Source organism: Bacteroidia bacterium (assembly GCA_027493955.1).
In the GTDB taxonomy this organism is placed as follows: Bacteria; Bacteroidota; Ignavibacteria; order SZUA-365; family SZUA-365; genus JAOSJT01.
Window position 1 is genome coordinate 3,226,896 of the sequence record JAOSJT010000001.1, and the last position, 20,029, is coordinate 3,246,924.

Sequence of the window (20,029 nt, forward strand, 5' to 3'; positions counted from 1 at the left end):
CGTCCTTTGTGTTGGCTATCATGGAAAGGTACCTATTGTTTCATACTGAGCAAAGTAACGATGAAATCCATTCTCATACCGGGCGGCACCGGTGCGCTTGGCAGTGTTGTCGTTCAGCGGCTCGTGGCCGACGGCTATCGCTGTGTCGTTCCCTATAATTCCGTTGATGAGGCACAGAAGCTGCGGACGCATTTCGCACCGCAGCAACGTGATCAACTCCTGCTGATCGAAGCGGACATGCTCGACGAGCATGCCGTTGCGCTGGTATTCGACGCCGCGGTGAGCGGAGGCACTCTGTATGGACTCGTGCATCTGCTGGGTGGGATTCGCGGGTTTCAGCATATCGAGGAAACGTCCGTCGAGGACTGGGATTTCCTGCTCAATCTGAACCTTCGTTCGCTGTTTCTCACCGCGCGTCTCGCCATGAAGGAATTTTCCGGCAACGGCAGCGGCCGTATCGTCACCATCGGAGCTATGGCCAGCGTCAAGCCCGCGGCGTCGCAGGCGGGATATGGCGTGGCGAAAGCCGGCGTTTCAGCTCTGACGAAAATCCTTGCGGATGAGGGCAGAAAGAACGGCGTCACCGCCAACTGCATTCTGCCGGGAATAATCGTGACCGAGGCGAATCTGTCGTGGGGAGCGGAGGAAGATATTCCGAAATGGACGCCGCCTTCCGACATTGCCGCGGCGGTGTCGTATTTGCTGAGTGATGCCGCCGCTTCGGTGAATGGCAGCGATATAAAGCTGTTCGGCGGCCTCAACATCTGAACGAAAATATGTGCTAGTGTGAACGAATACCTTGCGGCCGTTGTTTTACTGCTGCTTTCTTCGGATGTTTGTAGAATAGTTGTCTTTTGAACATTGAATATCATCGAAACACAGCAGAACAATACAGCACCTCGCCACGGCAGCATTTCACACGACGAACGCATGAACATTGATTCGGCTGTCAGCAGCATGCCGCGTACGCGAGTCCGCATCGGGGACGTGGAATTCGGCGGTGAGGAATTCATCGTCATTGCCGGTCCCTGTGCCGTCGAGTCGCGCGAGCAGATCAGCAGCGCCGCACAATTGGTTGCCTCCCGGGGCGCCCGCGTCTTGCGCGGCGGCGCTTTCAAGGCCCGCACCTCCCCCTACACCTTCCAGGGGCTGGGCCTCGATGGCGTACATCTGATGCGCGAAGCGGCGGACCAGTACGGCATTCGCATGATCACGGAAGTGCTGTCGGAAAAAGACGTCGAAGAGATGGAACCGTATGTAGACGCGTTCCAGGTCGGTTCGCGCAACATGGACAACACGGCCCTGCTCAAGGAGCTTGGCCATGTGAGCAAACCGGTGATGATAAAACGAGGTTTCGCCGCCACGATAAAAGAGTGGTTGCTCGCCGCGGAATACGTTATCGTCGGGGGAAACGAGCAGGTGATACTCTGCGAGCGCGGCATACGGACGTTTTCCAACGAGACCCGTTTCACCCTCGATCTTGCCGGCGCGGTACTTGCGCGCCAGCAGACGCACCTTCCCGTCATAGTTGATCCGTCACATGCCACCGGGAATCCTGTGCTCATTCCGGCACTCGCCGCCGCCACGCTCGCGGCCGGTCTGGACGGTCTGATGGTGGAGGTCCACCCCGATCCCTCCATAGCGCTCTCCGATGCGGATCAGGCGTTACCGCCCGCGCTGTTTTCGGAGATGATGGATCAGCTTCACCGTGTTGCCGAAGCGACCGGCCGTCGCTTCGCCTGATGTTGTTTTCTCAGACTTTCGTGAGACCCGTATGAGTCGGCACGTGCACGACATGTTTTCGGACATTGCGGGCAGTTACGACCGCGCCAACAGCGTATTGTCTCTCGGCGTCCACCACCGCTGGCGTAAGCGCACCGTCCGTGAGAGCGGCATTTCTCAGGGAGGTGTCGTGCTGGATTGTGCGACAGGCACCGGAGACCTGGCCATAGAATTCAAACGGGCTGCGGGAAAAACGGGGCGCGTGGTCGGCACGGATTTCAACGCAGACATGCTTGCCTTCGCGCCGGAAAAATCACGGAAACTCGGACTGGACATCGAGTGGGAGGTGCAGGACGCCATGCACCTGACCTACGCGAACGACACCTTCGATGCGGCCTCCATTGCTTTCGGCATACGCAATGTGGATGATCCCGTGCAGGCCTTGCGGAGCATGGCTCGCGTGGTGCGTCCGGGAGGCTTGGTACTGGTGCTGGAGTTCGGTACGCCCGAGTGGTGGATGCGTCCGCTTTTCCGCTTCTACAGCGCCGTGGTCATCCCCTTCGTCGGTGGTTTCATTTCCGGGAAACGTGACGCGTACCGCTACCTCACCCGCACTTCGGCGGCTTTCCCTACCGGTGACGACTTCCTTTCGCTCATGGACGCCAGCGGGGGCTTTTCCTCGCGCCGCACTATCTCCCTCACCGGCGGTATCGCCTATCTGTACGTGGGTGTAGTGAAATAATTTACGACGTATGATTGACGATGCGAAGCCTGTGAAGTTCACTTGTAGAGTCGTAATTCCTTGTGATCTGGAATTGTTAATCGTGAACGCAGAATTCTCAGAAAACACAGAGCACGCAGAAACGCAGAATTCTCAGAAAACACAGAACACGCAGAAATGACAGCACCGAAGGATGAGCCGCCACATGGGGATGCTCCGGCGGGCAGGCAACTTCAAGCCGCCAAATCGGAAATCTTCAAGTCGACAATCGTAAATCGATTAGTTGCTGAACAGGGCCTTGGCGGCGAGGCGGTCGGGTTTGCCTGACGCTGTGCGCGGAATATCCGTGACAAATTTCCAGAGTCTGGGTGTTTTCAGAGGACCGAGGCGATTCCTGCACCAGGGCAGCAGTTCCTCTTCCACCGATGCCTCGCCCTGTATCACGGCGGCAAGGCGCTGCCCCCACTCTTCGTCCGGCACACCGACAACGATCGCGCCCTCGATCTGCGGATGCATGTGCAGCACCGCTTCAATCTCCGCGGGATAGATGTTCTCACCACCGCTTATCACGACGTCATCACGCCGTCCCAGCACGTTGAGCGCGCCGTTATCATCGATACTGCCGATGTCACCCGTGCGGAACCATCCGTCAACGAAGCGCTCGGAGTTCGCCGAAGGATTTCCGAGATAGCCCGACATCACCATGGGTCCCCGCACAAGAATCTCTCCCGCACCGGAAGCCGGACAAGGATTTCCCTTCTCGTCCACAATGCGAAGCTCCGCGCCGGGGATTGGCACACCTGCGGTGCCGGCGTAGCGCGCGGTATTGCTGATCGGCGCGGTACAGATTTGCGAGCAGCTCTCGGTCATGCCGTAGGTGCCGAGTACGGGCATCCCGCGTCTGACGATTTCTTCCCACAGCAGGGGACTCGCCGCCGCGCCGCCGAGCAGAATGGCTCTGAGTTTCGGACAGTTGGATCCGTTAAGTTCCGGGTCGCGTCGAAACATCCGATGCAGCATGGTCGGCACGAGCGAGGCGAGCGTTATTCCGTCCCTGCATTCGCGCGCGAGTGTCTCCGGCGTATTGTCCGCAGGCAGCACCACTGCGCTGCCGTAGAGCAGACTGCGCACGACGATGGCAAATCCGCCGATATGAAACAACGGGATGACGCAGAGCCAGGCATCGTCCGGTTGCGTTCCAAGATTCTCGCGCGATCCCCGGGAGCTTGCACGATGTTGCGCCCATGTATGCGGCACGGCCTTGGGTGCGGCTGTGCTGCCCGACGTGAACAGTATGGACAACAGATCATCGTCTGTACAGGGAGATGTTTCGAGATACGCAGCATCCCCTGGCGGTGGGGCTGCGCGCAGATCCCGCATCGGAACGGAACAGGATTCCACGTTCGCATTGTCACTGAGAAGCAGCACGGGCCGAACGAGATCGAGCTGCGCCGCGCGTTCCGCCGCGGACAGCCTCGTATTGAGTGGAACAACCGTGGCACCGAGCAGCATCAGCGCATGCAGCGCCACGACATGACGGGAGCTGTTTTCCGCGAGCGTCGCCACCCGCAGGCCTTTCCGTATCCCGAACGCGGAATGCAATTCCGCCGCTAGTGCCGAGGCCTCCCGGTAGAGTCGGGCGTAGCTCCAGATTTCCTGTCCCTCACGCAGCGCCTGGCGATCCGGAACCGCGCGGGCGAGCGCTTCAAGCGGATGCACGGGCGGCCCCCAGCTCCGGAATAATGCCGATGCCCGATTGTTTCGAAAGCACGAAGCATCCTCCGGTGATGGTGTCCCGGGCAAAATCGGTGGCGAACAAAGCGCCCGTGGCGATACCATGATGACGGGTAAGGTGCGGCATGGCGGCGCAGATATGGGCTACGGTGTTTCTTCCAATGGCCGAATCGATGAAGGAAGTAAAAACCACGTCTATGCCGAACAGGTGCGCCAGTTCGGTAAGCGCTATCGTCTGGATGATTCCGCCGAACGCCATCGGTTTGAGGACGACAATATCCGCCGCGCCTTCCATTATCACGCTTTCTGCCTGGCTATGGCGCTGCGCGCTTTCATCCGCCGCAATGGGAATGATTTGGGCATCCCGGAGCTCGAGCATTCCATCGATGTCCGCAACCGGCTGCTCGATGTACTCGATGTCGAACGGGGAGAGTTTCTCCATCATGGAGTATGCTTTCTTCAGTTTCCAGGCCCCATTGGCGTCGAGCCGGATCAGGATATCGGGACCGGCCAGTTCACGGACGGCCCGTACCCGCTCGATGTCGTCTTCGCCCGGCATGGCGCCGACCTTGAGTTTGAGGCAGGAGAAACCGTCTTCCAGTGCTGCTTCCGCACCGAGCAGCGTTGTCTGCACATCGCCGCTGCTCAGTATCGCGTTGACGGGAATGGACGTACAGACGTCTGCGTTGGCCAGGACCCTGGCGAGCGGAACGCCCGCTATCCGTGCGAGCAAGTCGAACGTGGCTGTCTCCACCGCGCAGCTTGCGGTTGGGGTTCCACGCAACCTGTCGAGGACGAGTTTACCGCAGGACTCCGAGAATTCGAGGAGATTGATATCACTCCCGTCGTACTCCCGCGCGAATTGACGCAGCGCTTCGGCGGCCTCGTCGAAGGATTCCGTGCCGAATGCTTTCAGCGGAGCGGCTTCTCCGTAGCCGCTGAGACCGGAAACAGTATCTTCGATGCGAACGATAAGCACCTCGCGCTCCAGAATGCTCCATCCCGCAGTGCGAAACGGCGCCCGAAGCGGCAACGTGTGTTGATGTACAGAGACGTTCATACAATTACCCGAATGTGATGGCCACCGACAGCAGCGTCGCGTATATCGCCAGCAGACGCCCGGTCATGGCAAGTGCGTGATTCAATGCCTGCCCGTCGCTCTGCGATGCAACAATCCTTGCAGCATAAAAGGCAAGCGGAGCGGTGAGCAAGGGAAAAACGTAGAGGAGAGAATGACCGGCCAGGAGATGAAGGGTCGGATACAGAAACGCGCCGGCCAGCAGTACGTAGTATTGCGTTCGTGTTGCGCTTTTCCCTATCCGTACGGCCAGAGTGCGTTTCCCGGTAAGCTTGTCCGTGTCAATGTCGCGATAATTGTTCACCACCAGAATGGCGGTGGAAAGCGCGCCGATGGGCAAGGAGGCCAGCAGTGCGTCGGGCGACCAGTACAGCGCCTGCACGAAGTGCGTACCTGTCACCGCCACTATCCCGAAAAACAGGAACACGAAAACGTCGCCAAGTCCGACATAGGCAAGCGGCCACGGGCCCGCCGTGTACAGCACCGCGCAGACGAGCGAAGCGATGCCGATAAGCAGCACCGGCCATCCTCCGAGATACACCAGATACAGTCCGAGCAAAAAAGTCACCGCCAGCACCCCGATCATGACATTGCGCACGGTTTCCGGAGGGATAAGACCGCTCTGGACCACGCGCACGGGACCGATGCGATGCTCCGTATCCGCTCCCTTGATGTAGTCGAAGTAGTCGTTGGCCAGGTTGGTTGCAATCTGAATCAATAACGCGCAGAGCAGCGCCATGACCGCCGGAAGCGGTGTGAAGGCGCCTTCGGCGTATGCGACGGCGGTGCCCACCATCACAGGAGCGAAGGCGGCGGGGAGCGTCTTCGGCCGCGACGCAAGAAGCCACGCTTGCGCGCGACTGATTGCGGGGGGAGCGGAGACCGGTAGGTGCGTTTGCGCTCTCACCACGGAAGCCAGGGATACTTCCGAAAATCGGGCGCGCGTTTTTCCACGTAGGCTTTCTTGCCCTCCTGCGCCTCCTCGGACATGTAATACAACAATGTCGCATTCCCGGCGAGCTCCTGTATCCCTGCCTGTCCGTCAAGTTCGGCATTGAAGGCGGATTTCAGAAGTCGTATGGACAGGGGTGATTTCTCCAAAATTTCGCGCGCCCACTGCACGCCTTCCTCCTCCAGGCGCTCCACGGGAACAATCGTATTCACCAGGCCCATGTCAAACGCCTCCTGCGCGGAATACTGCCGGCAAAGATACCAGATTTCGCGGGCGCGTTTCTGGCCGACGAGACGCGCGAGATACGACGCTCCGAAGCCGCCGTCGAAACTGCCCACTCTGGGACCCGTCTGACCGAATACCGCGTTGTCTGCGGCGATTGTCAGATCGCACACCACATGCAGGACATGTCCGCCGCCGATAGCATAGCCGGCGACAAGCGCGATGACCGGTTTGGTCATGGTACGTATGAGACGCTGCAATTCCAGAATATGCAGACGCGGCGCACCACCCTCCTGCGCCATGTAGCCGGCGTCGCCGCGTATTTTCTGGTCTCCCCCGCTGCAGAACGCCCATTTTCCGTCGCGCGAGGGTCCTTCACCCGTCAGCAGCACCACGCCGATGGAGGTATCCAGCGCCGCGATGCGAAAGGCGTCGAGGAGCTGATCCACCGTCTCCGGGCGAAAGGCGTTGCGGACTTCCGGCCTGTTGATGGCGATACGCATGATACCTTCATCGCTTTTCCGGAATGTGATGTCGGAATATTCTTTGACCGTTGTCCATGTAATTGAAGTGCTTGTCATTGTATCTCCTTGTCGTTCGGGTTCGATGAGCTTTCCTCCTGAAAACAGCAGCGGGACGCCGTCGGGTTCAACCATCGCAAGGCAGACGATGTGCGGTACCTCATGATCGTGGCTGTCCGCACATGCAATCACCGGCGCTACGGCTGCCGGTTCTCAACCCCGGTCCAGAATGTCGTCAGCGCCAGGGCCAGCGCGATTGGCTGCTCCAGAGGGAGATCGTGGCCGCAGTTCTCGAACAGGCACAGTTCCGCCTCCTTCTCTGACGCAATGCGTCTTGCCACATCAGCATATACCGGATCCTGCGTTCCTGCGGCGGCAAAGACCGGGCACGCGAGTTCCGCGAGCTGCTTCCACATGGACTCCTGGGCACCTTGTCCGCTGCCGCGCAAGGATGACGCAAAACCCCGGGAGCATCCCTTCCTCCGTTCCGCGACGGCCTTACGCCAGGCGGAGGGATGGGCATACCGCTGCGCCTCGAATAACGGCGCGATGCTCCAGGCCTGCACAAAACGCGCAAGTCCGTCTGTGAGAATGGTTTCCGCAAGCTGTGCGTCCTGCTGAGAGCGAGCGGAACGCATGGCGGCATCCTCCATGCCGGGATTTCCGCTGAGCAGCGCGAGCGAAGCAAGGCGCTTCGGATAGCCGAGGGCAAAGGTCAATGCTGTTCTGGCACCGAGAGAGTAGCCGACGATATGCGCACGGGCGATACCCAGCGTTTTCAGGACGTCCTCAATGCGCATCGCGGCGCCATCAAGCGTCCATGTCTCGGGGAAGCGCTCATACGCCGGCGAAGGCGAGGCGCCATGTCCCATAAGGTCGATGGTAATGATCCGCCGTGCTCCCAGCGCTCGATGCAGCGCGCGCCACGACGAAGCGTCGCGGGTAAATCCATGCAGCAACACCACCGGCAGACCCTCACCACCGTGATCGTTCCAGCTCAAGGGAAATGGGATGCGCAGGTCGGATGGTTGCCTGGAATGGCCTTTCATGGCGGCATCCACGACCTCTGCGACATCCCGGAGCACGGCGCGACGGAGTTCACCGCTGGATCGGATTTCCGTGCGCACTTCTATGACGGCAACACCGTCGTGCCTCAGCGCCTCCCTGAAGCTGCCGTCGAAATGCTCCCAGCTCTGCGCGACGGTGTGCTTCACCCCGAAGGCAGTGAACAGAGCCGGGAAATTCGTCGAATGTGGCGTAACAAAATGTTTCGTGAAAGCCGGTTCGAAATCTCGCACCGGCAACAGTTCGAAAATCTCGCCGCCGGAGTTGTTCAGCAGCACAACGGTCAGTTTCAGCGCGCGCAGTCCCTCGCCGGCAAGCGCATTGAGATTGTGCAGCACGGCAACATCCCCCGTAACAAGAACACACGGTCTCTCCCGCGCGACCCCCAAGGCGGTGGATAGAATTCCGTCGATGCCGTTGACGCCACGATTGAAAAACACCGCTGTATCCTTTTCACTGACGGCGAGAAAGGTCTCCGCGTCGCGAATCGGCATACTGGAAGAGAGGAAGAGCGCTCCGTCAACCGGAAGCAGCGATCTCAGACGCGCGAACACCTTCCCCTCGAAGGACTCCTCGATGCCAGCAAGTGCGGTATCCAGCCCGCTTCTTGCCGCAGCGTCGGCATCGCGGAACATCGGCAACCAGTCCGTATCGCGTCCGGCAGGAGGATAGTTGCGCATGGCTGTCGCCAGATCGCCGATAATGGCGCAGGGCTGTCCGATGACATGCAGCGTTGCGCGATGCGAAGGATCGGCGCGGTCGGCCGTGGGCGTGAGCACGACGAAGGGCACATCGTCTAGTTCATCGATGAAACGCTGCATCGCACTGTTGGTCGGCGCACTACCGATCTGCACGAGTAGATCCGGTTTCACGCGCGAGCGAAAGACACCGCTCCGCAACAGGAGATCCGAGCTCCCGAACACCAACGGCGAAGGCGGCCCGTAACGGACATTCGAGGCCGCCTCGGCCAGTACCGGCACACTGTGTTCCTCGGCGAAGGCGAGCAGCGCGTCGCGGTAGCCGTCGTCGGGAGTGTGTGGACCGGCAAGTATCAGCGGCCGCTGCGCACGCAGCAGGAGATCGAGCAATTGAAAACGCAGGGCTTCGCTGTGCGCGGAATTACCCCAGTGCATCGTCGAAGTCCAGGCCCTGCCGTCCCTGCGTCCAGCCACCTCCTCCTCGACGCTGTCAGTCCAGTCCGGAGGTAGTGCGTCGAAGGACCGCTCCGGAGGCAGCGGTTCAAGGGGTTTGCGAAACGGGATGTTCAGATGCACCGGACCGGGCAGCGGACCCAGCGCCCGCGCAACAGCGTGACAAACGATGGCTCGGAGGGCGCGCAGCTTGGCGCGGTCCGCTTCCGCCTGTGGAAGATCATGGAAGTACCGTGCGCGATTTCCATACAGCCCGGCCTGATCCATGGTTTGCGGCGCACCGGAATGGCGCAGCTCCGTCGGACGATCCGCGGTGCACACGATGAGTGGGACATGCGCGGCATCGGCCTCGCAGAGCGCGGGGAGGTAGTTCGCCGCGGCGGTACCGGAAGTGCACAGCAGCGCCACCGGTCTGCGACTCGCTTTGGCGATGCCGAGCGCATGGAAGGCAGCGGAGCGCTCGTCAATGACGGAATGGTCTTCGATGTCGGGATGCGCTGCGAAAGCCAGTACGAGCGGGGTCGATCGCGAACCGGGAGAAATCACCACATCGCGCACGCCGCTGCGCGCGAGTTCCTCGACGAGAACCCGCGCCCAGAAAGTGTTGATGTTCGCGTGTGTAATCACTGCTGTGAGCGTGAAAGGAAAAAGCCGCGCGATGCGCATGTACCGAAAATAGTGAATCCCGCGTCGTCACGCATCATCTGGGCCTGAGGACGTCGTGCACCATGCGCATTTTGGCTTCCGTCTCGGCAAGCTCCACTGCCGGATCACTGTCCCGCACAATGCCTGCCCCGGCAAACACCGTTGCGGTCCCGTCGCGCAGAAGTGCGGAACGTATGGTCACGGCGGCGTCACCATCTCCTGCGCCGTCCATCCATCCCGCCACCCCGGCGAACAGTCCGCGATCAAAGCCCTCGATCTCCGCTATTGCGGTCATGGCGGTTTCCCGTGGCACACCGGCCACCGCCGGCGTGGGATGCAGCAGCGCAACGACGTCGCCGATGCGTACGCCCTCGCACAACTGTGCGGTGATGTCGGTTTTCAAATGATGCACATGCGGCAGAGTGATCGTTTTCCGGTCCCCCACCATTATCCCGTTGCTGACGCCGGACAGCGCGTCATGAATCATATTCACGACATACGTATGCTCTTCTTCTTCTTTTCGGCTTTCCGACAGGGTTCGGCTTGCTTCGTGATCATCGGAGCCATCCGATCTTCGAAGGGCTGTCCCGGCTATGGCCGCGGTGAAGGCAGTGCCGTTTTCGACGCGCACGAGACGCTCGGGGGTTATCGAAAGAAAGACCTTCTCACCATCGGGTGAGAACAGCACGCGAAACGCATTCCGCACCGCGAGCACCCGCTGCAGAAGGTGATCGAAATCCGATGTGAAAGACCAGGTTTTCCTTCTGGACAGTACGATTTTCTGCAATCCTCCCGCGTGCAGTGTGCGCAGACCCGCCGTCACTGAATGCAGGTAGCCTTCGTCAAAGACGTCATTGCCGGAGCCGTTCGCGGGCGTATCCTGGATGAGAGACGACTCCTCAACGGTGGCCGGGATGCGAAGTATTTCTTGCGGCTCGAACGCCCACGCGCGCGGCATGCCGGCCCAGAGTCGGTCCGGCACCGCCGGAGGATCGAATGCGAGGAGGAAAAACAGTGTCCCGTCGTTTGCCGATGGTCGCAACGAAGGCAGCCATCGGCGCCATTCCGACGCTTCGGATGGCTGATGGATAGTGCGCGCACCCGCCGCGAGCAGCATGTCTTCCCCGGGTGCACTCCAGAGCAACCAGGGAGGCCCCTGCGTTTCGCGCAGTTCCCGGAAGAGTGCTATGCCGTCCGTCGGAGAACTCACCTGAGCACGACAGTTGTCACACGCGCTTCCGGCATGCCGGCATCCGACAGCGAACGCAGCACGGTGAAGTACACACCCGGGAGCAGTCCGTCTGTCGACAGCGCGATTTCCCGCGTCCCGCCCGCTTCGCCAGTCAGCGCGACGCGCTTCCGCGTACGCCCGAGCATATCGTAGAGCACGAGTTCCGCCATTGTGCCTTGCGGCATGGAAACCGAATACCAGGCCACGCTGTGCGCGTGCAGGGACACGGGATTGGGATAATTCTGCGAAAGCGCCAGACTTGCCGGAGAGGCAGGGGCTCCCGCATTGAGCGTTGTCGCTCTGCCAATGAGGCGTATGGTGTAGGTCCCATTCACCAGATCATCGGAAGAAACGAGAATCTCGGCGGATTTGGGTCCGTAGTTCGTCGGCCTCAGGGTGATGTCGAGGTTAAGGGCATCCCCCGGATTCAGCGTCTTCGCGCCGGGATTGATCCAATGGAACATCGCGGCGTCGGGTCCTGCCGGCTGCCACGCGCTGATGTGCAGCGGAGCGCTGCCGACATTGCGTATCACTGCCGTGCGCGTGCGGGACGTGTCAATGTACATCCAGTCGAAATCCACGGTTTCGGGGTCGGAGCGTATGACGGGAGTAACGGCACTGCCGCGAACGACAATGTAATAGAACGGCTCCACGATGTCGTTGCTTTCGACCAGCAGACGGGACTGAAACGTTCCCGCCCTGAGCGGACTGAAGGTGATCTGTATGGAATCCGTTTTTCCGGCGGCGTAGAAAAACGTGGACTCCAATGTCACCATGAACATGGTCGAATCCCCGCCGCGCATCTCCTGTCTGTTGATGAGCAGCGGCTGCGTGCCCCGATTGTTCAGCGTGACGAAGCGGGATTCATAGGTACCGAGCTGCAGCGTTCCGAAATCGAGCGTATCCGGCGTGTGGATCAGCGCCGAGGTGCCCTGTGGTACGCCCCGGCCTTCCAGATCGATGAACGGCACACCCAATTCCGCATTGGAGTAAACGGTGGCGAGTCCGTACACTTTTCCGGTATCCTGCGGTGCGAAACGCAACGTCAGTTCCCTGCTGTCACCGGGTGCGAGTGGGGAAAGATCGCCGCCCGCGAAGAGAAATCCGCTTCCTATGGCGGCGACGGCACTGATGTTCATATCCACTTCGCCGCGGTTGCTCACGGTGAAGTTCAATTCCCGGAATTTATTCACCGCCACGTCACCGAAGTTCAGCACCGCGGGTTGAAGATACACCGCCGCGGTCGGCGTGTAGCGCTGCACGACACCGAACTGACCGGCGATCCAGAGGTACCCATCGGCGGTTGCGTCCATGTCCTCGAGTCCGACCGCCGGATAATCGGTGCGGTAGAAACTGGCTCCTCCGTCGCTCGTTCTCGCGATGGAGCGGCTCAGCATGAAAAAGCCATGCTGGCTGTCGGTAAAATCGATGTCGTACACCACATCCAGTCCTGTGAGCACGGTGTGTTCCGTCCAGGTCTGTCCGCCGTCGCTGGTGCGCAGCAGCACCTGCTGACCGCCGGCCCAACCATCGGTGGCGGAAAGAAATTCGACGGTATTCAGATTCGTGATGGCGGGGTTCGTCTGCTCCATCCAGGTCTGACCGGCGTCGGTGGTATGGTAAATTTTTCCGCCGTTGCCCACGACCCACGCGGTAGAGGGCGACACCGCTGAAATGCCGTTGAAGTCATGATTCACGCCCGCGCTCAGCTCTTCCCAGGTGCTCCCGCCGTCTGTGGTTCGCGCGAGGGTGCCATGCGCGCCGGCGAGCCAGCCGTTGTCGGCATCGAGGAACATGATGTCCTCTATTTGTCCTGCCGCACTCAGCACTTGCGTAGTCCAGCTCGCGCCTCCATCGGTAGAAAGCATGACCTGCCCCTGCGACCCCGCGCCGATCAGGCGGGATTCTGACAGCGCCCGTCCGAAGCGGAAACCGGTGAGGGAAATCGTATCACTGCCGGTCCAGGACTGTCCGCGGTTGTTGGTGAAAAACGCGCTTTTGTCTCCGAACACCCAGGCGCTGCTGTCGCTCAGGGCATTGATCGCACGGAAGTGGGCCCGGGAAATCGCGTCGCCTTTCTGCGACCAGTTCGCTCCGCCGTCGGCGGTCATGAATACCGCTCCGCCCGTCCCGACCAGCAGCGCCTCGCTGTCGTTGAAGGAATACACACTATACATGGTCGTGCGCCGGGGGCGCTCCACTTCGACAAAATTCCAGCTCGCTCCGGCGTCGGTGGTTTTGAACACGGAGCCGGGACTGTTGCTCAGCAGCCAGCCCGTGTTGTTCCCGGAAAAGCGCACCTGCGTGAATTCGTTGACGGCAAACGATGTATCGCTCCAGCTCTGTCCGCCGTCCGTCGTGCGGAGGAGATACTTCGGCAATTGCACGGCGAGTCCGTGCGTGGCGTCGGCAAAGTCCACGGAGACGATATCCGTTCCCAACGGCGCCGCCACGCTGTTCCACTGCTGTCCTCCGTCGGTGCTCCGGAGAATGACACCTCCTCCACCCGTGGCGATAATGGTCGAAGCATCGGGAAAAGCGATATCGTAGAGCACGGTGCTGACTCCGGAGTTCATACTCGTCCATTTCGCACCACCGTCGGTGCTGCGCGCGATGATGCCCACATTCCCGCAACCCCACAGCGAACCGTCGGGTGCGAGACGCAGGGTACGCAGTGTGAAACCCGTGCGCGGCAGCAGATCCCAGGTGAAGCCGCCGTCGGTGCTGCGGAGCATCGAGCCGTTGTTCATCGCGATCACTCCGGTCATGGCATCGGTAAACGCGATGCTCAGGCCGAGGAAAGGCGTCGTGCGCAGTGGATTGCCCTGCGACTTCCAGGTCGCTCCGCCATCGGTGCTGCGCAGTACGGCGCCGTTGCCGCCCACCACCCATCCGTTATCGGCATCGATGAAGGTTGCGGCAAAGAGCTCGTTGCCTTCGGGCAGAGGATTCAGCCATTGCCATTGCGCCTGTGCGGCGTTCGCCAGCAACAGCAGGACGATTGCGAAGAGTAGTCGATGTGCGCTCATGTTGCACCCTTTCAGTTCGTATCAGACATAACGAAGAATATAATCAGAATCCACGTTCAGCGCGATACGGAAACTATGCCCGATCTTTCAGATCCTGATGTGCCGAGACCGCTGGCCGTGAAACAGTCAGATCTACCAAGCTACTCCGGATCCGGCATCAGGACGCGGTTGTCCCAGCCGGCTCCGTCAATCCGCGGAAGCAATGAGATATCCAGGAGTCGCATATTTACGTTACTTACAAGTAAAATTCGTGAAAAAAAAAGCAAACAAATTTATATTGGTAGCTGCAACCCATTGTCAGCAAATGAGTTGCAGGAATATTTTTGCAACCCAACTTTTCGAAAATTCTCGTTGGTTCTGGCTCGTCCAGGTTGGGAGTTAACATATTTAGGAGTTAACATGTTTAGGAGTTAACATATCCGAATACTTGACATTTACAGACTGAAAGGGTACATTCAGTGAGCCTGAGTTCAATCGTCAACAACCGAGTAGCCGCACATGAAACAAGTCTGTTATATCCTGATCATTCTCATTGCGCTTATCAATTCGACGCCCGCAATCTCTCAAGTTGGTGGGCAATGGCCAATCTCCTCTCCTCCGCACGATCTTTATCTCGTTGTAGAAGAACCCAATACCGGCAGTTGCGCTGATTGTTTGAAACTCCAGGGTCACGATGGTTACTACTTCACTTCTTTGAACCAAAACACGGCATGGGCGTTGCTTCGCAATCTAAGCCTGACCCTTCTCAATCGATGGCTGATTCAAGCTGAATGCACTGATGTTATCAACGTCATCCTCGTAGATGAGAATGATGCGCCACCCGTTGGGGCATGGAGCATCACAGTTGTGTGGGATCCGTATATCGGAATCAACGGTGAACCACTTTCCAAAATCGATGGATTTCCAAGCGTTTCTAAAACGCAAGTCGCCGTTCAAGTGAACTCCGATCGAACTCAGATATGGTGGACACTAAAAAGCGATGAAGCGCTGACCTCTATTCCCTCCCCGCCAGTCCTGCCTATTACTCATGCCGGGATCGAAGCCGCACTCTCGCATGAACTTGGCCATGCGTTAGGACTTGCCCATCATGCGGCAAGTTCAAACGTCATGTCTGGAACATATGGCAACAAAAGGTATCCGCAGTTCGATGAGAGAAAGACGCTGTACGAGCTCTATCACCCCGGCAATTCCTTTTACTACTGCAATGTCACCAATCAGTTTGGCGACGATCCTGCCGACCGTGGTGGATGGTTCAGGTACAACGACGAATTACGATCCGGTGGAAGCGCATCGGAGCCCGGTAGCTTCATCTACACATCCGACGACCTCCCGACTCTGACCGCTCTCGATAATCAAAAATTTCCAAATTCGAATGGGCCAACATACTACTACTACGAATGGCGGAAGGATGGAGGCGTTAATCCTCTCGCATGGTGGACACCAACGAATCAAGATTACGACATTGTACCTCCCACACCCAACAGTCTCTACATCGCGTACAACGAACTCCCTTCCAACATTCAGCTCCTGTCCGGGACGACGTGTTTGGGCACTTCGGGAGGGAGCTACCTTGTCCATGACGGCTTCGACGAGGAACTGTTGAGTGGTGCGTCCGGAGACTTCGATTTTCTCTTCAATCGCTGCAATGGCAGTTATACCATACAGGCGATTCCGGATGCCGGATATCGCTTCCTGCGTTGGAGCGACAACAACACGACGAACCCCAGAACGATCACAACGAAGGGCGACTTGACCCTGCATGCGGTGTACACACCGCATCTGCTTTCCGACGATGCCGTGAGCGATATCGAATCTATCGGTCCCACCAGCGTCAATTCGCAACGCAAACTCACGTCCAATGATTATGGCGGTGGTACGATTCTCTATCATCAGGTGTACACCGCCTGCGGAAGTGTGTTCTACAATCATTCCACAGACGATGGGCTGAGCTGGTCCGACGAGACGCAACTCTCGTTTACGGGGATGCAAGCCACGAATCCTTCCATACACGCTTACGGCGATTCCGTGTGGGTAGTGTGGAATAATCCCGGCAATGGACTCGAACTGGTCAAATTTCACTATCTCGATCCATCTGGGTTGCGACAATCCTACTATTTTTCAAACGTGACACCGCCTCGGGATGATAGTGCTCCGGTTGTCTCCGGTATGCATGCGGTGGGTGCTTCCCATATTGTCGTTGCGTATGAAGCACAGGGCACCGAAATCGAATATGTCCATTTTTGGGATGGACATATGCATGAAACCGGGCAGGTTTCACTGTACTCGGCGGCGGATATCCAACGTTTCCCCGCACTGTCGGTGTCCGGAAATTTAATCGAACTTGCGTGGCATGACGCCGGAGATGTGCGCTACAGGTGCGCGAACATCATCTGGAATCAGTACGCGCCTTCGATTCAGTTTAACGGTCCGGAGGAAATTGTGGATCTTGCCGGCGCGGTCGCGGTTGGCGCGCCGAGCATAGCTCCCAATGTTCATAATTCCGGAATTGGACTTGGTTGTGTTGTGGCCACCGAAACGGCCGGTTTTACCGGGAATTCCGGCGTAACGGTGACGATGCGTCAGTCTGCTGGATGGAGCAATCCGCAGTCCTTTATGCACATCAGCGAAGATGGCAGGTTGTGGGCTCCATCGGTTGGTCAGATTGATATTATTCCCGCAGTCAACGCATTCGAGAACTTCCGCATGGGCGTCAATTATACCCGGCCAAGCGGCAATCCCACCACCCGGGAAGCGCATCTGATTCAGGCATATCCCATGGGTGGTCAGATCCTGTATCAGACCCATATTCTTTTTCCTATAGGTGAGGCGTTGCATCCGTCGGTAACACAAACACCGACCTTCCTTTCCGGTCTTTCTATCTTTTCAGGTAATCCTGGTGGTACATTCTCGACTATCGAGTCTTCCCCATCGGGGTTCAGGAAAGTGGCAAATACGGTCGTACGGCATGAGAAGGAGCTTCAAGTGAAGCGCGACACTTCACGGATAATGTTCGGCCTCTCCGGTATCGAGATACATGGAGCCGGTGGCTGGCAATCGGTAGATTGGAAGCACAAGGCCGACACCACAGTACTTGGCCACAGCAGAAACACTCAGGAGGAATTCAGAACCAACTCGTTCACGTATCAGGGAAGCGCTCCGCTACGTTTTGTCGTCTCCGAGTCGCGCAACGGCGCAAGCACATTCCCCGCGAATCTCTCCGTGCAATTGCAACTTGTGGATGCACAGACGCATGCAGTCCTGTCGCAGGTCGCCTCGTTGGCGATGAATCAAGTGGCCACGGGAAGCAGAAGGAATCAGGTTGCTCACAATCTCTCAACTCACCCGGGACGTCAGGTGTACTTGCGTCTCTCCATGACCGGCTTGGATACTAGTGTGAGCGTGCTCGCCCACGATATCTGGGTATTCGGCGCAACGGACAGTCTCACTTCACCAAAGCAGACTGGAGACGGAAGCGAATTCGCAATCTCGATGTGCCCCACCGAGAACGCGCTGTACCAAAACTGGCCGAATCCGTTTAACCCAACTTCGACGATTCGGTACGTGCTTGTTCAGGCGGGTAATGTTACACTTGCGGTGTACGATCTGGTGGGTCGCCAACGTGCCATACTGTATTCCGGTTATGCCGAGTCGGGACTTCACAGTGTTTCCCTTGACGCGACGCAACTGGAATCGGGTACTTATTACTATCGTCTCGTGACGGCGCACGGCACACTTCAACGCAGAATGAATGTCGTGAAGTAGGAACAGTGCGCAGCGTAAGCCTCCCATCCCGCTTCCATCGATTTCTGGTCCGGGATCCCGGTTCAAGTGCCGGGATTCCAACCGGAACTCCATCCCCTGATACACTGGCAATACCGCTCGTTGCTTATAGGTCGCAATTCATTCGGCGGGAATCACCTCAATATGGAGAGTAAATAGCATGAGACCAGATATGACATATTCAGTTTATTCTTTCATTCGATTTTCACTCACCGTGTTGTTTTGTGTGCTTATATTTTCTATGTGCGACGAAAAGGAACAGGTAGTCGTGGCCCCGCTTATCGATGGAACTCAGTTAGATTCCTGGCGGATTGATACGCTACCTCCCCAAGGTAATCCTGGTGGTCTTCATCTGTTTTGCATGCTGGTTATAGATACAAACCACATAGTTGTTGGAGGCCACGGGATTGGTTCGGTAATCAAACTGATTGAATTCAAGGAGGATTCAATGATCAATTGGTCCACTTCCGCAGGTGTCTATGACTTAGCCTCCGCCGCCGACGGGTTTTACTCCTGTGAACACTTTTTTCCGGGTGCTGTTACATACAACCTCAAAGGAAATAAAATACTCTACCGAACCGACAACCTAGACGATATCGCTTATTCGATTTTCCGTCGATCAGAAGGGACATATTTCGTGGGTGTTACCAGGGCAGGCATATACCGTTTTGATGGATCAACATTTAAACGCGATACAATAATTGCGAGATTGAATGGAAGCGACAGAATGTTTTTCTTCACGGATTTCGCAGAGCATAGAGGTTCGAATTATGCTATAGCATTATATTATATCCGTGATGGCGCCGAGGAGAGGGGGTACCTTTTGAAGGAAACCAGTTCTCGACGTTGGGAGTATATCGACAGTTGCAGCTACGCCTGGAACGAGAGCTTCGATAGACCCCACTTCGGTACACAAAAACTGCATGCAACGAAGGATGGAGCACTGTTCTCCATCGGTGCCGGCGGCGCTTTCCGCATGCGCGACGACGAGACTTGGGAATCGCTGGTGCGAATGGAGCTCGGCGTAGGCATCGGAGGCACAAGCAGCAAGGACATGTACTTCGGAAGCAACAACGGACACTTTTATTACTACGATGGTACCACCGTAAAAGAAATCAGCATACCGACACTCTCACCCAAAACGATGATCGCCGAGATCGTGGTCATAGGAGGAAAAATCTTCATACTTACGCAAGACTGGGGGAACAATGTATCCTACCTGTTGCGGGGGGAGAGGAGGTAGTACGTCCGCATCGTGATCCATAGGTGCTTGACTTATAATCGCAGGAGCTGGAGAATTTCCGGCTCTCGTTTACAGACCCCAAACCACCAGCATGTTGGAACCAACTCGTGCGCGGTTTGCCCGGAGCAATGCTCGCCGAGGAGTACTTCCGCTCGCGATGGAACCTGAAGGAGCATTGCTTTACGAAACGGGCGTTGCGGTGCATTTCCCTCCATTTGTCTTTCTCTTCGCAAAACCCCACATTCCCAGTACGAAAGCCGTTACACGGCACATAGCACAGCACTTTCCATCGGGTTTGCCGCAGGAGCATTGCATGTCCTTTCCTTCGCCGTTTTATCGCTGGAGACCGCATCCCTGGCATGGCCTCAACGTCGGTCCCAACGCGCCGTCGCTGGTCCACGCCTATATCGAAATCACACCGTTCGACATGGTGAAGTACGAGTTGGACAAAATCACCGGCTACCTCCATGTCGACAGGCCGCAGCGTTCGTCCGCACTCCCGCCCACGCTGTACGGCTTCGTACCGCGCACGTACTGCGGCCGCAGGGTCGGTGCGCTCATGCCCAATGCCGGCAAAGGCGACGGCGATCCGCTGGACATCTGCGTACTCAGTGAGCGGCCGATCAATCGCTCGGATGTCGTGCTTCAGGCACGCGTAGTGGGCGGCCTGCCCATGATGGACGGCAACGAAGCCGACGATAAAATCATTGCCGTACTCAACGGCGATCATTTCTGGGCAGACGTACAGGATATCTCCGGCCTCCCGTCCGTGATGGTCGAGCGGCTCCGACATTATTTCAGCACCTATAAGCTCATTCCCGGCGAATCCCCGCATGTCCACATCGGCGAAACCTACAACCGCGAGCATGCCGAAGCCGTCATCCGCGCGGCGATGGAGGACTATCAGGAAGAGTATGGAGGATAGGGGATCAGGA

The 20,029-nt window shown here is 57.9% G+C and carries 13 protein-coding genes; 6 read left to right on the forward strand and 7 right to left on the reverse strand.

Annotated features, from left to right (window positions below):
- Positions 1-60: 60 nt before the first annotated feature.
- The 3 genes from M5R41_12375 (at position 61) to ubiE (ending at position 2,464) form a co-directional block, all read left to right on the forward strand.
- The gene (locus tag M5R41_12375) at positions 61-768 is read left to right on the forward strand and encodes an SDR family oxidoreductase (protein ID MCZ7557186.1); all 708 of its coding nucleotides are present in this window, start codon (positions 61-63) and stop codon (positions 766-768) included.
- A gap of 162 nt (positions 769-930) precedes the next feature.
- Positions 931-1,743: a 3-deoxy-7-phosphoheptulonate synthase gene (gene aroF / locus M5R41_12380; protein MCZ7557187.1), complete on the forward strand. Its 813-nt coding sequence runs from the start codon at positions 931-933 to the stop codon at positions 1,741-1,743.
- 31 nt (positions 1,744-1,774) lie between these two features.
- A complete protein-coding gene (ubiE, locus tag M5R41_12385) occupies positions 1,775-2,464 on the forward strand; it encodes a bifunctional demethylmenaquinone methyltransferase/2-methoxy-6-polyprenyl-1,4-benzoquinol methylase UbiE (GenBank protein MCZ7557188.1) in 690 nt (229 codons plus the stop codon).
- Between the two features lie 258 nt (positions 2,465-2,722).
- Here the strand turns inward: ubiE and menE are convergent, their stop codons facing one another.
- From menE to M5R41_12420, 7 genes are all read right to left on the reverse strand, one after another.
- The gene (gene menE / locus M5R41_12390; protein MCZ7557189.1) at positions 2,723-4,162 is read right to left on the reverse strand and encodes an o-succinylbenzoate--CoA ligase; all 1,440 of its coding nucleotides are present in this window, start codon (positions 4,160-4,162) and stop codon (positions 2,723-2,725) included.
- On the reverse strand, positions 4,149-5,237 hold the full coding sequence (menC, locus tag M5R41_12395) for an o-succinylbenzoate synthase (protein ID MCZ7557190.1): 1,089 nt from the start codon (positions 5,235-5,237) through the stop codon (positions 4,149-4,151). The genes menE and menC overlap by 14 nt, the downstream gene beginning before the upstream one ends.
- A gap of 4 nt (positions 5,238-5,241) precedes the next feature.
- Positions 5,242-6,162: a 1,4-dihydroxy-2-naphthoate polyprenyltransferase gene (locus tag M5R41_12400; protein ID MCZ7557191.1), complete on the reverse strand. Its 921-nt coding sequence runs from the start codon at positions 6,160-6,162 to the stop codon at positions 5,242-5,244.
- Complete coding sequence (menB, locus tag M5R41_12405) at positions 6,159-7,010, reverse strand: 1,4-dihydroxy-2-naphthoyl-CoA synthase (GenBank protein ID MCZ7557192.1); 852 nt, start codon at positions 7,008-7,010, stop codon at positions 6,159-6,161. Before menB ends, M5R41_12400 begins: the two co-directional genes overlap by 4 nt.
- 137 nt (positions 7,011-7,147) lie before the next feature.
- On the reverse strand, positions 7,148-9,832 hold the full coding sequence (menD, locus tag M5R41_12410; GenBank protein ID MCZ7557193.1) for a 2-succinyl-5-enolpyruvyl-6-hydroxy-3-cyclohexene-1-carboxylic-acid synthase: 2,685 nt from the start codon (positions 9,830-9,832) through the stop codon (positions 7,148-7,150).
- A gap of 34 nt (positions 9,833-9,866) precedes the next feature.
- Positions 9,867-11,021: a chorismate-binding protein gene (locus tag M5R41_12415; protein ID MCZ7557194.1), complete on the reverse strand. Its 1,155-nt coding sequence runs from the start codon at positions 11,019-11,021 to the stop codon at positions 9,867-9,869.
- Positions 11,018-14,071, reverse strand: coding sequence for a YCF48-related protein (locus M5R41_12420; protein ID MCZ7557195.1), 3,054 nt, complete (start codon positions 14,069-14,071; stop codon positions 11,018-11,020). Before M5R41_12420 ends, M5R41_12415 begins: the two co-directional genes overlap by 4 nt.
- Positions 14,072-15,178: 1,107 nt before the next feature.
- Between M5R41_12420 and M5R41_12425 the strand changes: the two genes are divergently transcribed.
- The 3 genes from M5R41_12425 (at position 15,179) to M5R41_12435 (ending at position 20,019) form a co-directional block, all read left to right on the forward strand.
- A complete protein-coding gene (locus M5R41_12425; protein MCZ7557196.1) occupies positions 15,179-17,833 on the forward strand; it encodes a T9SS type A sorting domain-containing protein in 2,655 nt (884 codons plus the stop codon).
- Positions 17,834-18,011: 178 nt separating this feature from the next.
- Positions 18,012-19,094, forward strand: coding sequence for a hypothetical protein (locus M5R41_12430; protein ID MCZ7557197.1), 1,083 nt, complete (start codon positions 18,012-18,014; stop codon positions 19,092-19,094).
- Between the two features lie 313 nt (positions 19,095-19,407).
- Positions 19,408-20,019: an inorganic pyrophosphatase gene (locus M5R41_12435; GenBank protein ID MCZ7557198.1), complete on the forward strand. Its 612-nt coding sequence runs from the start codon at positions 19,408-19,410 to the stop codon at positions 20,017-20,019.
- Positions 20,020-20,029: the final 10 nt, after the last annotated feature.

Excerpts from the sequence above, each read along its gene's own strand:
- menB (MCZ7557192.1), bottom strand. The coding sequence starts at position 7,010 with ATGACAAGCACTTCAATTACATGGACAACGGTCAAAGAATATTCCGAC.
- M5R41_12420 (MCZ7557195.1), bottom strand. The coding sequence starts at position 14,071 with ATGAGCGCACATCGACTACTCTTCGCAATCGTCCTGCTGTTGCTGGCG.
- ubiE (MCZ7557188.1), top strand. The coding sequence starts at position 1,775 with ATGAGTCGGCACGTGCACGACATGTTTTCGGACATTGCGGGCAGTTAC.
- M5R41_12425 (MCZ7557196.1), top strand. The coding sequence starts at position 15,179 with ATGTCTGGAACATATGGCAACAAAAGGTATCCGCAGTTCGATGAGAGA.
- M5R41_12435 (MCZ7557198.1), top strand. The coding sequence starts at position 19,408 with ATGTCCTTTCCTTCGCCGTTTTATCGCTGGAGACCGCATCCCTGGCAT.
- M5R41_12430 (MCZ7557197.1), top strand. The coding sequence starts at position 18,012 with ATGAGACCAGATATGACATATTCAGTTTATTCTTTCATTCGATTTTCA.
- menC (MCZ7557190.1), bottom strand. The coding sequence starts at position 5,237 with ATGAACGTCTCTGTACATCAACACACGTTGCCGCTTCGGGCGCCGTTT.
- aroF (MCZ7557187.1), top strand. The coding sequence starts at position 931 with ATGAACATTGATTCGGCTGTCAGCAGCATGCCGCGTACGCGAGTCCGC.
- M5R41_12375 (MCZ7557186.1), top strand. The coding sequence starts at position 61 with ATGAAATCCATTCTCATACCGGGCGGCACCGGTGCGCTTGGCAGTGTT.
- menD (MCZ7557193.1), bottom strand. The coding sequence starts at position 9,832 with ATGCGCATCGCGCGGCTTTTTCCTTTCACGCTCACAGCAGTGATTACA.